Annotated in this window: 12 protein-coding genes; 4 read left to right on the plus strand and 8 right to left on the minus strand. The window is 38.0% G+C overall.

Translation table 11 applies throughout. The annotated features are described in order from the left end of the window. Window positions 1-61: 61 nt before the first annotated feature. The 6 genes from AAGF08_RS15475 to AAGF08_RS15500 form a co-directional block, all read right to left on the minus strand. Complete coding sequence (locus tag AAGF08_RS15475; protein ID WP_343512186.1) at window positions 62-1,135, minus strand: alanine/ornithine racemase family PLP-dependent enzyme; 1,074 nt, start codon at window positions 1,133-1,135, stop codon at window positions 62-64. Next, window positions 1,136-1,576 (minus strand): GNAT family N-acetyltransferase, encoded by a 441-nt coding sequence (locus tag AAGF08_RS15480; protein ID WP_343512187.1) that lies wholly within the window; start codon window positions 1,574-1,576, stop codon window positions 1,136-1,138. It lies immediately after the preceding gene. Between the two features lie 7 nt (window positions 1,577-1,583). Next, window positions 1,584-3,005: a sodium:solute symporter family protein gene (locus AAGF08_RS15485; RefSeq protein ID WP_343512188.1), complete on the minus strand. Its 1,422-nt coding sequence runs from the start codon at window positions 3,003-3,005 to the stop codon at window positions 1,584-1,586. A gap of 400 nt (window positions 3,006-3,405) precedes the next feature. Then, entirely contained in the window at window positions 3,406-4,155 is a 750-nt protein-coding gene (locus AAGF08_RS15490) for a succinate dehydrogenase/fumarate reductase iron-sulfur subunit (protein ID WP_343512189.1), read from the minus strand. A gap of 26 nt (window positions 4,156-4,181) precedes the next feature. Further along, complete coding sequence (locus AAGF08_RS15495) at window positions 4,182-6,116, minus strand: fumarate reductase/succinate dehydrogenase flavoprotein subunit (RefSeq protein ID WP_343512190.1); 1,935 nt, start codon at window positions 6,114-6,116, stop codon at window positions 4,182-4,184. A 13-nt stretch (window positions 6,117-6,129) separates the two neighbouring features. Continuing rightward, on the minus strand, window positions 6,130-6,813 hold the full coding sequence (locus AAGF08_RS15500; RefSeq protein WP_343512191.1) for a succinate dehydrogenase cytochrome b subunit: 684 nt from the start codon (window positions 6,811-6,813) through the stop codon (window positions 6,130-6,132). A gap of 318 nt (window positions 6,814-7,131) precedes the next feature. Between AAGF08_RS15500 and AAGF08_RS15505 the strand changes: the two genes are divergently transcribed. From AAGF08_RS15505 to fabD, 3 genes are all read left to right on the plus strand, one after another. Next, window positions 7,132-9,912 (plus strand): gliding motility-associated C-terminal domain-containing protein, encoded by a 2,781-nt coding sequence (locus AAGF08_RS15505; RefSeq protein WP_343512192.1) that lies wholly within the window; start codon window positions 7,132-7,134, stop codon window positions 9,910-9,912. Next, window positions 9,909-10,343, plus strand: a complete 435-nt coding sequence (locus AAGF08_RS15510) for a thiol-disulfide oxidoreductase DCC family protein (RefSeq protein ID WP_343512193.1) — start codon at window positions 9,909-9,911, stop codon at window positions 10,341-10,343. Before AAGF08_RS15505 ends, AAGF08_RS15510 begins: the two co-directional genes overlap by 4 nt. Before the next feature lie 63 nt (window positions 10,344-10,406). Further along, complete coding sequence (fabD, locus tag AAGF08_RS15515; protein ID WP_343512194.1) at window positions 10,407-11,282, plus strand: ACP S-malonyltransferase; 876 nt, start codon at window positions 10,407-10,409, stop codon at window positions 11,280-11,282. A gap of 25 nt (window positions 11,283-11,307) precedes the next feature. Here fabD and folK read toward each other — a convergent pair whose 3' ends face one another. Then, a complete protein-coding gene (gene folK / locus AAGF08_RS15520; protein ID WP_343512195.1) occupies window positions 11,308-11,793 on the minus strand; it encodes a 2-amino-4-hydroxy-6-hydroxymethyldihydropteridine diphosphokinase in 486 nt (161 codons plus the stop codon). 71 nt (window positions 11,794-11,864) lie between these two features. On the opposite strand from folK, the gene sppA reads away from it, so the two are divergent. After that, the gene (gene sppA / locus AAGF08_RS15525; protein WP_343512196.1) at window positions 11,865-13,631 is read left to right on the plus strand and encodes a signal peptide peptidase SppA; all 1,767 of its coding nucleotides are present in this window, start codon (window positions 11,865-11,867) and stop codon (window positions 13,629-13,631) included. 102 nt (window positions 13,632-13,733) lie between these two features. Here the strand turns inward: sppA and AAGF08_RS15530 are convergent, their stop codons facing one another. Beyond that, entirely contained in the window at window positions 13,734-14,801 is a 1,068-nt protein-coding gene (locus AAGF08_RS15530; protein WP_343512197.1) for a BamA/TamA family outer membrane protein, read from the minus strand. Window positions 14,802-14,831 lie beyond the last annotated feature (30 nt).

Below are 14,831 nucleotides of genomic sequence, written 5' to 3' on the forward strand. Positions count from 1 at the left end.
CTGATGGCTGAAATTCTAGGAAATGAATCATTTGTGAAATCAAACCAAATCTTCGTAATTACTAACTAATCACTTTTTTATCAACATAATCAGAATTCAAAATTCCCAAAGCGCCCATGTATTTTAGTTCAAAACTCAGGGTATCTCCGACTTTATAATTATTAGGATTCTTTCCAAGATTGATAATGATCATATCTGAGCTTGCACCAAGAATTTCAATGTCTTTGTCTTTTGATATCAAATATTTAGGATCAACATCAAGAAGTCCTATATCTAATATTGCACGATATGAACTTTGTCCATATAACTCAGAATCTATTTCTGCCACATCCCCTTGAGGGTTTGCAGCAAGATTTCCCACTGGCAACATTGGCTTTTCCTGCATTTCAATTATTTCTGCATGAAGCATGAAAACATCACCATTCATTCCTTCAATCAGCTTCTCTTCGAATAAATTCAATCCAAAATAAAGTGTCTCACCAACCCTAAAATGGTTAATACCAAGAGGGAGTTCATGCGTGAAAAGTAGAGGAATGGTTACAGAAGTACCTGCTGAAACCCATGGTATTTTTTTATTGAATTTAAGCTCTATAATCTGCTTGTATAAAGAAAGTTGAATCAATTTATCAGTGGATGGCATCACTCCGTTCAGACAATTCAGGTTTGTACCTAAACCGATAACTTCAATATTTGGTAGTTGGAAAATCTGAGAATAAAATTCAATCAATTTTTCTCCCATTACACCTTCTCGGAGATCCCCCGTCTCCACCATGATAATGATTTTGTGTTTCTTTTTTTGAAGAACAGCTTCCTCGCTTATCCAGTGGATGGTATTTAACTCGCTATTTAGACTCACATCCGCAAACTCCACCATTTTACCGACATTCCGCTTAGAAACCGGTTTGATATAGACCGTCTGAACCTCAGGGTTTATCCTTTTGACCATTGCCAAATTACTGATTCTACTGTCGTGGATTTCCCTGACTCCCAGATTGATAAGTTCCTGTAGGAAAGTCCTGTTTCCACAGAAAATTTTGGAAACCACCCCCCAAGAGATGCTTTTCTCCTCAAAAAGCTTTTTTAGAAAGAGAAAATTATCATTTAATTTGGTTTTATTTAATGTAAGGTAAGCCATTTATTTAGTCAACCTCATTTCGAGGTATTTGTTTGTAAACCCAAGTCTCTCATATAATTTTTTAGCTGGATTGTCAGGTTCTACATGAAGGGCAATAGCTCCATTAGCCATTTTTATTGCCATTTTCATAAGCTTTCCACCAATCCCTTTACCTCTTTGGGACGCATCTACTGCAATGTAAACCAAAATGTTTTCAGGAATATAGCCTGACATTCCAGTCTTGTTCATAACAAGAACTCCCAGTAATTCGCCTTTTTCCCTAGCCATTACTACAAACCCACCTGCTTGCATTCCTTGGTCTAAAGCATAATCCAGACATTTCATAATATCGTCTTTTGGGTCACCATATTTGCCAAGATGCTTGAATAAGAAGTCAGCAATTTCATTTTTCTGAAGGAACGTAGCACTATCTATTGCCGAAAGGCTTTCTATTTTGATCATGTATCTTTTAGCTTAAACTTTTTTTTTGAATATAATTTACTGAAACAAATGCGACTAATGAGACTATTAAGCCAAATAAATTGGCATCAAGTCCAAAAGGAAGTGATATTTCTGCAATTGTTAAACCAGCAGTCATGGAGCCTCCTGCAATCATAGAGGAAACTGCTGCAGTCCCATTAGTTTGATTGAAAAACAATCCACCTATTACTGGAACAAGAAGACCGGAAACCATAAAGGCATAGCTATATAACATCAGGCTTAAAACTTCAGTCATTTGCCAAGCAATTAAAATTGCAACTCCTCCAATCAATAATGTCACAATTTGGCTGACACGCATTTCATGTTTTAAGCTCTTACCTTTCAAAAACCTACCTAATAAGTCAGTAGTTAAGTTTCCGGAAGCTGCCATCAAACAAGAATCAGCCGTGGATAAGACTGCTGAAAAATACGCTGACATCATCAACCCTAAGATCCCAGCAGGTAGAATTTGACTTAACAAAACGGGAAGTCCCATTTCTGGATCCATACCAATACCAAACCCTTCCAAAGCACCTTGCTCCACAGCCACTCGAGAAAGCAATCCTAGTGAAACCCCAAGAAATGCCATAATTGGCCATTCAAACAAACCTGCTATAAACCAAGCTTTTTTTGCGGTCTTCACATCCCTTGCTGCAAAGATCCTCTGATAGAGGGTCATACCTACAAACCAAATTGGTACGATAGTAATTCCCCAATTAGCTAAATCTTGCCAACTTAAGTTAGAAAATGAAAAGAATTCAATAGGGAGAGTATTAGAAATACCTTCCCAACCTCCAACAAAATTATAGGCCATCGGAACTCCGATTAGAATTAGCCCAAGCATCAAGATGATCCACTGGATTGTATCAGTATAGATAACGGCTTTTAATCCACCCATAACGGTATATACTACAGCAATACCACCCATGATCAATAAAGCAATATGTAAATCCAAAGCCTCAAAAGTTCCTGAAGCCAGTTTTGCTCCTGCTAACAATTGGGATGAGGTGAAGCCTAAATATCCTAGAAAACAAATGATAGCGGAAACTCTGGCAGCATTCGAATTGTATAGGTGTCCAATGATCTGAGGAAAGGTGAAGAAACCCGCAAAAGCTGAGTCTGATTTCACTCTAGGTATCAGTAAAACAGCAGCTATCCAAGCTCCTAATAAACCTGTAAAAAGCATCCAGGAACCCGAAATCCCCATGGCGAATCCCAAGCCTCCAAGTCCTATCGAAAATCCTCCACCCACATCGGTGGCTACTACAGATAAGCCTATATGCCAGCTACCTATATTCCTCCCCCCTACATAATAATCCTCCTGACCTGTGTTCTTTTTCATGTAAAAAAATCCCACACCTAGCATTGCCAGCATGTAGGCCAAAAAGATCCCCAGATCTATAAAACTCATACCCTATTTTAATTTGTAATAAATTCATCTTAAATTATAACTTTTCAAAGTTATCCTTTTATGCCCAATTATTCGAATTTCGGACTTTTTAATATTAAACTTTATCTATTAGTATAATTTTTAATTGGAATAGTATAATTATAACATACTATGGAATAAACGGGAAATAAATGAGATTGTATAAATTCTTTCCCTTTCGAATAATGCATTTAGCGAGTGAGCAAAGTACCTTCAGTGCTTCCTATAAAATTTCTTGGATAGTAAAAAGCTAATTGAATTTCATTTAGATACTGAAAAATTAATCTTTGATTGAAAATAGAATGGTAAGTATTTTATTATCTCTACTACAAAACAAAAAAAGCCGACTCATGCCGGCTTTTTATCAAAATAATATTTTTAATTAAAGGTTATCGCTACTTACGACTGCTGAGAAATACTCTCTGTTCATTCTCGCAATATTCGATAAACTTATTTCTTTTGGACATTCTGCTGCACATGCACCTGTGTTGGTACAAGCTCCAAATCCTTCCGCATCCATTTGAGCGATCATTTTCTCGGCTCTATTCTTTCTTTCCACTTGGCCCTGAGGCAACATGGCCAACTGAGAGATCTTGGCTGAGGTAAATAGCATCGCGGATGCATTTTTGCAGGCTGCTACACAAGCGCCACAACCGATACAAGTTGCCGCATCAAAAGCCTCATCTGCAATTACTTTCGGAATTGGGATTTCATTCGCATCAGGAACACCACCTGTATTAACAGAAACATACCCTCCTGCTTGAATAATTCTATCAAAGGAAGATCTATCAACTACCAAATCCTTTACTACTGGAAAAGCTTTTGCTCTCCAAGGTTCAATAGTAATTGTATCTCCATCAGAAAAAGATCTCATGTGAAGCTGACAGGTAGTGGTCTGCTTAGGTCCATGAGGTTTTCCATTAATATATAAAGAACACATGCCGCATATACCTTCACGACAATCATGGTCGAAATGTACCGGATCTTCTCCTTTTTCGGAAAGTTCCTCATTCAATACATCCAACATTTCCAAAAAGGACATATCCTTGGAAATTCCATCCAATGGATAGTTGACAAAACCACCCTTATCAGATGCGTTCTTTTGTCTCCATACTTTCAATGTCAATTTCATATAGCTATGAATTTTTAGTCTAGCGATTATTTGTAAGATCTTTGGGTCAACTTCACATTTTCGAATACAAGAGGCTCTTTGTTTAGCTCTTCCTCTTGGCCCTCTCCTATATATTTCCAAGCGGCAACATAAGCGAAGTTCTCATCATCTCTTAATGCCTCTCCTTCAGGAGTCTGGTATTCTTCCCTGAAGTGTCCTCCACAAGATTCATTTCTATTTAAAGCATCATCAATCATGAGTTCACCTAATTCAATGAAATCTGCAACTCGATGCGCTTTTTCCAAAGACTGATTCAATTCTTCATTTTCACCAAGAACTTTCACGTCTTTCCAGAATTCTTCTTTCAATTTTTTGATTTCTGCTTTTGCTTTGGTCAAACCATCAGCACTTCTGGCCATCCCACACTCATTCCACATGATTTTACCTAAACGCTTGTGGAAGTGATCTACTGTTTTGGTCCCTTTAATGGAAAGTAGCTTTTGGATTTTAGCTTTGACATCCTCTGCTGCCTTGTTGAATTCTGGATGATCAGTATCCACTTTAGTAGCTAGATTCTGTGCTAAATAATCTCCTAAAGTATAAGGAATTACAAAGTAGCCATCAGCCAAGCCCTGCATTAAGGCAGAAGCTCCAAGTCTGTTCGCACCATGGTCAGAGAAATTTGCTTCTCCCAATGCATAAAGACCAGGAACAGTTGTCATCAAATTATAATCCACCCAAAGTCCACCCATTGTATAGTGTACTGCAGGATAAATCATCATTGGTGTTTTGTAAGGGTTCTCGCCAGTAATCTGCTGATACATATCAAACAAATTGCCATATCTAGCTCGAATAGCATCTTCCCCATCCCTGTTTATTGCATCTCTAAAATCAAGAAACACAGCTTCACCCGTTTCATTTACTCCTCTTCCTTCATCACAAACATATTTGGCATTTCTGGAAGCCACATCACGCGGAACAAGGTTACCGAAACTAGGGTATTTTCTTTCCAAGTAGTAATCTCGATCCTCCTCTTTAATATCAGATGCCTTGATCTGACCTTTTCTAAGTTTTTCGGCTATCTCAACTGTTCTAGGTACCCAAACTCGACCGTCATTTCTAAGTGATTCTGACATCAAAGTCAATTTGGATTGATGATCACCAGATACAGGAATACAAGTTGGGTGAATCTGAGTATAACAAGGATTGGCGAAGTAAGCGCCCTTCTTGTGTGCTCTCCAAGCAGCCGTCACATTGGATCCCATTGCGTTGGTAGAAAGGAAAAACACGTTTCCATAACCACCTGTACAAAGTAATACAGCATGGGCAGCGTGAGTCTCGATAGCTCCAGTGATCAGATTTCTTGTCACAATACCTCTAGCTTGGCCATCGATAGTAACCAAATCCATCATTTCAGTCCTAGGGAAAAGTTTAACCTTTCCATTAGCAACCTGACGACTCAAGGCAGAATATGCCCCTAAAAGCAACTGCTGTCCAGTTTGTCCCCTAGCATAAAATGTCCTTGACACCTGAGCTCCACCAAAAGAACGGTTTGCTAATAAACCTCCGTATTCACGTGCAAAAGGAACTCCTTGTGCAACACATTGGTCAATAATATTTACTGAAACTTCAGCTAGCCTGTATACATTGGATTCTCTCGCTCTATAATCTCCACCTTTTATGGTGTCATAGAAAAGCCTAAAAACTGAGTCTCCATCATTTTGATAATTCTTTGCAGCGTTAATTCCTCCTTGCGCAGCAATGGAGTGAGCTCTTCTAGGACTGTCTTGAAAACAAAATGCTTTCACATTATACCCAAGCTCAGCCAATGAAGCAGCTGCAGATGCACCTGCGAGTCCGGTGCCAACTACTATAACTTCGTATTTTCTTTTATTTGCAGGATTTACCAATTTGCTGGTAAATTTATGTTTCGTCCACTTTTCGGCTAAAGGGCCTGCAGGTGTTTTTGAATCTAGTATCATACGGGACTATGGATTAGCTCTGTGTAAAATAGATATACAGCGGCATACTTGCGAAAAGAACAGGTACCACAATGCTGTAGATTTTGCCTAAAGCCTCAATGGCTGGCGTGTATTTTTTATGGTTCAGACCAAGAGTCTGAAAAGCACTAGCAAAGCCATGGGACAGGTGAAAGGAGAGAAATCCCATAGCAATGACATATCCACCTACCATCAATTCATTTTGGAAGGCGAAAGAAACTATAGAAAACAGATCTTTATATTGCTCCCCATCATATGTTTTTATTGGGAGTTCTCCCCAATGCATTTCATACCAAAAGCTTTGCATGTGCACGATGAGGAATAAAAGAACAACCGTCCCTAAAACCCCCATGTTTCTTGATGCAAAACTTGAATTAGTAGAAGGTTTCGAATTAGAATAACCTACTGGTCTAGCAGATTTATTCAAGCTCGAAAGCATGATGGAATAAACAACATGGCCAATTACGGAGATGTATGTCAGATAAGACAACAACTTAACCGCCGGATTGGTGGTCATAAATTTTGCGTAAATGTTAAATGCTTCTCCTCCATCATTTTTGAATAGAAGCAAATTTCCAGAAACGTGGCCCGTCAAAAACAGGATGAGGAAAAGTCCGGTCAACGCCATGATCAATTTCCTGCCTAGTGTGCTACTTAAGGTTTTGGTAACCCAGCTCATACAGATAGTGCGATTAGATTAGAACGAATTCTTATTAATTAGAGCCAAATTTACATTTGGCTGAGGTAGTAAACAATCCAAGTAATAGAGGATTGCTTATTTTAATCAGTTCTAAATAACTAAATTCGTTTTTGCTATTTTAGTATTTACTTTGGTTCTGTAACACTCTGTTAATTTTTATTGTTTGAATTTAACAGGATTTTCTCCTTACTTTCATTTATTTCGTATAGGTAGAAAATCAAAGTTCTATAATTCCAGTGAATCCCTTTTTGAAGAACTGGCGTTTATCCAAAAAGTGATCTGAATAATTTGACCAACATGAAGCTGAAACTTTCCTTAGGATTTTTTTTACTATTCTTTCTCTTAGGCTTGTCTAATGTCTGGGCAACGCACATTCGAGCAGGTGAAATCATCGCAGAAAGAATTTCTGTTCAAACCTTAACCTATAGAATTATTGTAGTAGGTTATACCGATACCCGGTCAAGCGTAGTATTTGGTCCTGGTAATATAAACTTCGGAGATGGAAGGGATGAACAGCTCAATACAGAAAGTGATTTCTCATTAGTTGAGAGTTTAGGTGATCAAATCGAAAAAAACACGTTTGTAATTACTCACACGTATCAGGGTCCAGGAGTTTATAATATCAGATTTCAGGAATTTAACAGAAATGATAGAACACTGAATATGGACAATTCGGTGGATACACCATTTTATGTTGAAACACAAATCACAATTGATCCTTTTATAGGAGTGAATAATTCTCCGGTATTAACTATTCCTCCTGTGGATAACGGAGCGATCAATTCAAGGTATATTCATAATCCTGGAGCATATGATCCTGATGGAGACAGTTTGGCTTATGAGCTAGATGTTCCAAAACAGGCTTTTCAGAGACCAGTTAATAATTATAGAAGCCCAGCTTCTTCTGAATTTAGTTTCAATCAGCAAGATGGAAGCACTCCAGCTTTTTTAACATTAGATCCAATTTTTGGAGATCTGATTTGGGATGCCCCAGGTACAGCTGGCCAATTTAATGTGGCTTTTCGAATCAAAGAATATCGAAAGCTCGATGGTGTCTGGACACAAATCGGATATGTAGTCAGGGATATGCAGATCATTATTGAGAACTCTGATAACCGAAGGCCGGAATTGATTTTACCTCCGGATATCTGCGTGGAAGCAGGAACATTAATCGAGGAGATCATTCAAGGATCTGATCCCGATGGAGACCCAATAAAAATCGAGATTTATGGAGAGCCTATTGAGATTACTACCTCTCCAGCCACCTTCTCTCCAAATGATGGGGACTACCAATCAAGCCCTGGAGTTGTAAACTTTGAGTGGCAGACTGTCTGTAATCATGTAAGAGCACGAGAATATGATGTACGTGTCAGAATCTCTGACCAGCCAGCATCAGGCCCAAGTTTGGTGGATATTCAAACATGGAGAATAAAAGTGATAGGCCCTCCACCTTTATTTGATCAAATCGAGCAACAGCCAGGAAGAACTGCTGAACTTACTTGGGATCCTTACACTTGTTCTAATTCGGCAAGTGAAATGCAGGTTTGGAGAAGAATAAATTCAGACCCATATGAACCTGATAGTTGTGAAACTGGAATTAGAGCAGGTTATGAGTTAGTTGGAATTACCGACATGGAAACTTTCAGCTTTACAGACTTGAATGGCTCAGAGGGTCTAGATCCTGGAAATACTTATTGCTATAGATTGGTAGCTGCTTTCCCTTCTCCAAGATCAGGAGAGAGCGTTGTCTCAGAGGAAATATGTATTACAGTAGACGTGGATGTCCCAATTATTACCAATGTAAGTATAGAAGAAACTGATCCGACTGATGGAGAAATTTTTGTGAAATGGACTCCACCTTATGATATCGATAGAACTATCTATCCCGGTCCTTTCACCTATGAGTTACTGAGGAATACCGGTTTCACAGGAAATCAAGATCAGATTTCTTTGGGAATTACATCCGATACTTTATTTACAGATACTGGTCTCAATACAGAAAACCTAGTCTATAATTACGAGGTTGTCCTTTTAGATAGAGACACGAAAATAGACACATCTTCTAAAGCATCGTCTGTCTGGCTTCAGCCTACTATAATTAATGAGGCAATTGAATTAAACTGGGAATTCCAAGTACCTTGGAATAATTCAATTCAACAGTACAAACATGAAGTATATAGAAACAGAACAGATGCCAATGCTGCCGATGTGGATACTTTCGTCAAAATTGCTGAAGTAGATGTAACTCAAGATGGTTTCGTGTATTTGGATGATGGAAGTTTCAATGGAGTTCCATTGGTCAAGGAAATCGAATATTGTTATTATGTGATTACCAAGGGTTCTTACAATGTGGATGGATTAGAATATCCTCTAGAAAATAAATCCCAGATTGTTTGTGCGAAACCAGATGACAATAGGCTTCCATGTCCTCCTGTTTTAACTTTTGAAGGGCCTCTTTGTGAAGAATATTTAGCAGAACAACCTTGTAATACTTCAACATTCTATCATGATCTAAGTTGGACGCCTGATTTTAGCGGAGAATGTGATGATGAATTAAGTGGTTACAGATTATACTATACTTCAGATGGAGAAGACAGTGAGTTTACACTGATCAAGGAACTTTCTGCAATCGAAATGCAGACTAGAGTAAGTCAACTTACTACCTATAGAGGCTGTTACTACATCACTGCTGTTGATAGATCAGGAAATGAAAGCGAACCAAGTAATATCGTTTGTGTTGAAAATTGTCCTTCATATAATTTACCCAACACATTCACACCAAATGGAGATGGATTAAATGAAACGTTCATGGCATTTGACAACCCATTCTCTGAATGTCCAAGGTTTGTCATTGGGGTTGAAATCTTCATCGTTAACAGATGGGGCGTTGAGGTTTATTCCTACAACAGTCTGGAGTCCAATGAAAATGATATTTTCATTAGATGGGATGGAAGAGACAAAAACGGAAACGAATTACCCGCTGGAACTTATTTCTATTCTGGTTCGGTTACATATGACGTTTTGGATCCAGCCTTACAGAAAGAAAGCCTGAAAGGAACTATACAAATACTTCGATGAGTCAAAAAAAATCAATTGTCTTTTTTGATGGAGTATGTAATCTCTGCAATACATCCATAGACTTTATTATTCGTCATGATACTAATGATAGATTCTTGGTGGGTGCATTGCAGGATGAACTGAGCAAACAAATCCTTTCAGATTTTGATGTGGATCCAAATTACCTAGATTCCTTGGTACTTCTTGAGGATGATCAGGTTTTTTATAGAAGCACAGCTGCGCTAAAAATCGCCAAAAATCTTTCAGGTATCACGCCTATTTTATATCCGTTCATTGTTCTTCCTAAATTTCTAAGAGATCCAGTTTACGATTGGATTGCAAGAAACAGATATAAATGGTTTGGAAAAAAATCCACCTGCAGATTGCCTACTCCAGAAGAAAAATCGAAGTTCCTAACACCGAGTAACTCCCCTTTTCAGACCAGCATCTAATAATTGATTTCTGTTCCGCTTCCGGAAAAGCTTTATATTTGGACCATAACAAAATCCAATTGAATGAAAGCATTTGTGTTTCCGGGCCAAGGAGCCCAGTTTCCAGGTATGGGGAAGGACCTTTATGAGGAAAATCCAAAAGCGAAAGCATTATTTGAGCAGGCTAATGAAATTTTAGGCTTTAGAATCACAGACATCATGTTTGATGGTACTGCTGAAGAGCTAAAGCAGACGAAAGTCACCCAGCCGGCTATTTTTCTACATTCTGTTATTTTAGCAAAGACTACTCCTGATTTTGCTCCCGATATGGTCGCTGGCCATAGTTTGGGGGAATTCTCCGCCTTAGTTTCCAATGGCACCTTGGCTTTTGAGGATGGACTAAAATTAGTTTACCAAAGAGCCCTAGCCATGCAGGAGGCTTGCGAAATAAACCCATCCACGATGGCTGCTATTTTGGGATTGGCTGATGAAAAAGTTGAGGAAATATGTGAAGGAATTAAAGATGAGATCGTAGTTCCAGCCAATTACAACTGCCCTGGACAGCTTGTGATTTCCGGCTCAAATAAAGGGATCGAAATAGCCTGTGAAAAAATGAAAGAGGCTGGAGCAAAACGTGCTCTACCGCTTCCTGTGGGAGGTGCCTTCCATTCTCCTCTTATGGAACCAGCTAGAGAAAAATTACAAAAAGCAATTGAAGCGACAGTATTCAGTACGCCGATTTGTCCTGTATATCAAAATGTAAGTACCACTGCGATTAGTGATGTTTCTGATATAAAGGCGAATCTTATTGCTCAACTTACTGCACCTGTTAAATGGACACAATCTGTTCAGAATATGGTAAAAGATGGAGCAACTCATTTTGTAGAGTGTGGCCCTGGCAAAGTACTTCAAGGCTTAGTTAAAAAAATTCATCCTGAGGCTGAAGTTTCCGGTCTTTAAAATAATAAAACCCGCTTCGGCGGGTTTATTTTTTATATCTAGATACCTCCGATTTGTCTTCACAGTTTTTTAATAATTCTTTGATTGATTGATTAATCGTTGGATGGATAAACTCAGGAAGTATCTCTTCAAGAGGAATTAGAACAAACTTTCTTTGGGAGATTAAAGGATGAGGAATCCTTAAATCAGGAGTATCTAAAACTGAATCATTCCAAAATAATATATCTATGTCCATTGTTCTGTCTCCCCAATGTTCATTTCTTTTTCTCCCTAATTCCATTTCAACTTTTTGAATAAACTTTAAAAATGTGAATGGATCAAAAGAAGTATAGACTTGAATTACCTGATTTAAGAAAAGTCCCTTTGCAATTCCTCCCCAAGCTTCAGTTTCGTAAATCGACGATTCTAACAAAAGCTTATTTTTATCCGTTATACGATTCACGGCAGTTTTTAATAAAACTTCCCTATTACCTCTATTACCCCCTAATACTAAAGTAACCGTTGACTCCATGTCATTCGTTTGAATCTACCTATTATCATTCGCCAAAATAGGTTATTTTCGCATCTTAAATTAATCTAAATATGAAATTCTTAGGTAACGTTCTTGCAGTAATTGTAGGTCTTATAATATTTACCGTATTTAGTATTCTTGTTTCCTTTGGTATTATTGGAATGATAGCAGCAGCAGGAAAAGAAGAAGTAACTGTAAAAGAAAATACCCTTCTCCATTTAAATCTAAACGGCAGAACAATTGTAGAAAGAACAAGTGACGAAGATCTTGATCTTTCGATTTTTGGATCTGCATTCGGGCAGCCTAATACTGCTGGACTTGTCAACCTTAAACAGGCTATCCAAGAAGCTAAAACCAACCAGAGTATAAAAGGTATTTACTTAAACACAGGATTGGTTTTGGCAGGACAAGCCAATCTTCTAGAACTTCGTGAATCCTTTGAAGATTTTAAAACATCAGGAAAGTTCATCTTAGCTTACGATGAAGCCTATACAGAAGGAGGCTATTATTTGGCTTCCGTCGCAGATGAAATATATCTTAACCCTATGGGAGGGATAGATTTTAATGGTTTTTCATCTGAGGTTTTGTTCTTTACCGGGCTTTTTGAAAAAATCGGGATTAAACCTGAAATCTTTCGTGTAGGAGAATTTAAGAGCGCAGTAGAACCATTTATGCTAAAGAAAATGTCGGATGAAAACAGACTTCAAACACAGGCATTTTTGTCAGATATTAATTCGAATGCTCTTAAGGGGATAGCAGAATCCAGAGGAATTAACCTTGATTCTTTAACACGAACTAATACCCAAATGCTTGTTCGTGAACCTGAAGATGCTGTGAAATACAAGTTGATGACAGGATTGGCATATGAAGATGAAATACATGCCAAACTCAGAGAGAAGTTAGGGATAGGTGAGGAAGAGGAAATCCTTACTATAAATGCTACAAAGCTTAATTCTACTGTCAGATCTAAAAACATTACCTCAAAAAATAGAATTGCAGTCATCATTGCAGAAGGAGATATCGTCAGCGGAAGTGCGGAAGGATTTATCAGTTCGGATAAATTTGCGAAGGAAATCCGTAAAGCGAGAAAGGACAAAAATATCAAAGCCATCGTATTGAGAGTCAATTCTCCTGGGGGTTCTGTTCTCGCCTCTGAGGTAATTTGGAGAGAAATGTCCGAAGCCAAAAAAGCTAAACCAGTTTACGTTTCCATGGGTGAAGTTGCAGCTTCGGGGGGATACTATATTTCAACCCCGGCAGACACGATCGTAGCTCAGCCTAACACAATTACCGGATCGATTGGAATATTTGGGTTATGGTTTAATGCTCAGGAATTATTAAATGATAAGATGGGAATTACCACAGACGTTGTAGAAACGGGAGAACTTTCTGACTTTATGAATCCTACCCGTGAAATTACTGATGTCGAGCGAAGGATCATGCAAACAAGTGTAGAAAAGGGGTATGAAACTTTTATTTCTAGAGTTTCTGATGGACGGGGAATGAGTCCAGAAGCTGTGAAAGAAGTAGCATCAGGAAGAGTTTGGACCGGTAATCAGGCAATAGAAAGAGGGTTAGTGGATATCTTGGGAGGTTTAGACGACACCATTGAATTAGCTGCCGAAAGAATTAATGCTGGAGATGATTACAGAGTAGTTTATTATCCACAGAAGAAGCCTTGGTTTGAGCAAATCATGAGTGACTTTGGACAAAATGTAAAACTCGAAATGATTCAGTCAGAGTTGGGTGAGAATTTCGTTTTATACAAGAAAGCTCAAAATCTAAAGGAATATCAAGGCATACAGGTAAGGATGCCAGCTGATTACATTATTAAATAAAAAAAGCAGCCTAATGAGATTCCATTGAAATAATTTTTAAAATGGAAATAATCATTAGGCTGGTATTTTTAATTCTTGTGAAAAATCAATTTTACCGGGCTATTAAAACGCTTCACCTATTCTAAAGTAAATTCCCCAATCATCTTTACCCACAGCGGCGTCAAACCCTATATTAAATTTTACAGTTTTGAACGCCCTATAACGGTAACCAATTCCTGCTCCTGGGTAAACTCCCCAATCAAAATTTTCCGTATCAGAGCCATAAATAGTTGCCATTCCGGCAAAGCCTACCATTCCCATTTTTTCGTTGAAGTTGAACCGATATTCTCCTTGAAAGGCCAACAATCCATCTCCTCTATACTTACCTTCGGAATAACCACGAATATCATTCCCACCAATGCTTACCTGTTGTTCAAAAGCAATATTACCCAAACCAAACTTGCCTGAAAAACGAAGGGCTAAAACATCCGTTTTATCTCTCATGGGGAGGTATTTATTATATTCCGATAAAATTTTATTTGCCCCTGCTTCATTTCCGAACCACTCTGGAAAAGTAATCCAGCGAAGCCTCACCTTTTTCCCAGTCATTGGATAATAAACCTCATCTCGCGTGTCATAGAGACCATTTAATTGTAACCCATTGGTTTCTGTAATTGAATTAGGTCTTACATCATCCTCGTATTTAGTGTTATAGTGAGCATAGGTATATGAAATCCCAACAAATAGTTTTGGGATAATTTTTCGCTGTACCCCAGCATTGACCATAGTCGTTTTAGTACCATAATCATAGAAGCCAGGAGATTCAAAATCATCCATAAAAAATTGTGAGTTTTGTTCTCCGTTCAAAGCGAAAAACTGTACTCTCCAAGAATCTTCTTTCAAATATAATTTGTTGAAAAAAGCGAGAAAATAAGATCCGTTAGTGGTATAAACAGCCGATAGGCCTGAAAGTGATTTCGGAGAAATTAAATCATTTTTATCCATCTTATACATCATCATGGGTATTGCTCCTACCAAAAAATCGAGATTTCTATTGTAGCTTAAATAAGGCATTACTGTAAAATCTACCTTCTTTTCTACCAAAGATGTGTCTGAGGTAAGAGTATTATTCTGTCCAAGAACTTGAAACGCTAAAAAAATCAAAGAAGTAATCAAAAGTAATTTTCTCATAAAAAATCAATTTTTAGTTAAAACCTAATT

The sequence above is a fragment of the Algoriphagus sp. SE2 genome (assembly GCF_039563885.1).
Taxonomy (GTDB): domain Bacteria; phylum Bacteroidota; class Bacteroidia; order Cytophagales; family Cyclobacteriaceae; genus Algoriphagus.

Bases quoted from the DNA above. Each gene is read 5' to 3' on its own strand.
- AAGF08_RS15510 (WP_343512193.1), top strand. From the start codon at position 9,909: ATGAGTCAAAAAAAATCAATTGTCTTTTTTGATGGAGTATGTAATCTC.
- fabD (WP_343512194.1), top strand. From the start codon at position 10,407: ATGAAAGCATTTGTGTTTCCGGGCCAAGGAGCCCAGTTTCCAGGTATG.
- AAGF08_RS15485 (WP_343512188.1), bottom strand. From the start codon at position 3,005: ATGAGTTTTATAGATCTGGGGATCTTTTTGGCCTACATGCTGGCAATG.
- sppA (WP_343512196.1), top strand. From the start codon at position 11,865: ATGAAATTCTTAGGTAACGTTCTTGCAGTAATTGTAGGTCTTATAATA.
- AAGF08_RS15495 (WP_343512190.1), bottom strand. From the start codon at position 6,116: ATGATACTAGATTCAAAAACACCTGCAGGCCCTTTAGCCGAAAAGTGG.
- AAGF08_RS15475 (WP_343512186.1), bottom strand. From the start codon at position 1,135: ATGGCTTACCTTACATTAAATAAAACCAAATTAAATGATAATTTTCTC.
- AAGF08_RS15505 (WP_343512192.1), top strand. From the start codon at position 7,132: ATGAAGCTGAAACTTTCCTTAGGATTTTTTTTACTATTCTTTCTCTTA.
- AAGF08_RS15480 (WP_343512187.1), bottom strand. From the start codon at position 1,576: ATGATCAAAATAGAAAGCCTTTCGGCAATAGATAGTGCTACGTTCCTT.
- folK (WP_343512195.1), bottom strand. From the start codon at position 11,793: ATGGAGTCAACGGTTACTTTAGTATTAGGGGGTAATAGAGGTAATAGG.
- AAGF08_RS15500 (WP_343512191.1), bottom strand. From the start codon at position 6,813: ATGAGCTGGGTTACCAAAACCTTAAGTAGCACACTAGGCAGGAAATTG.
- AAGF08_RS15530 (WP_343512197.1), bottom strand. From the start codon at position 14,801: ATGAGAAAATTACTTTTGATTACTTCTTTGATTTTTTTAGCGTTTCAA.
- AAGF08_RS15490 (WP_343512189.1), bottom strand. From the start codon at position 4,155: ATGAAATTGACATTGAAAGTATGGAGACAAAAGAACGCATCTGATAAG.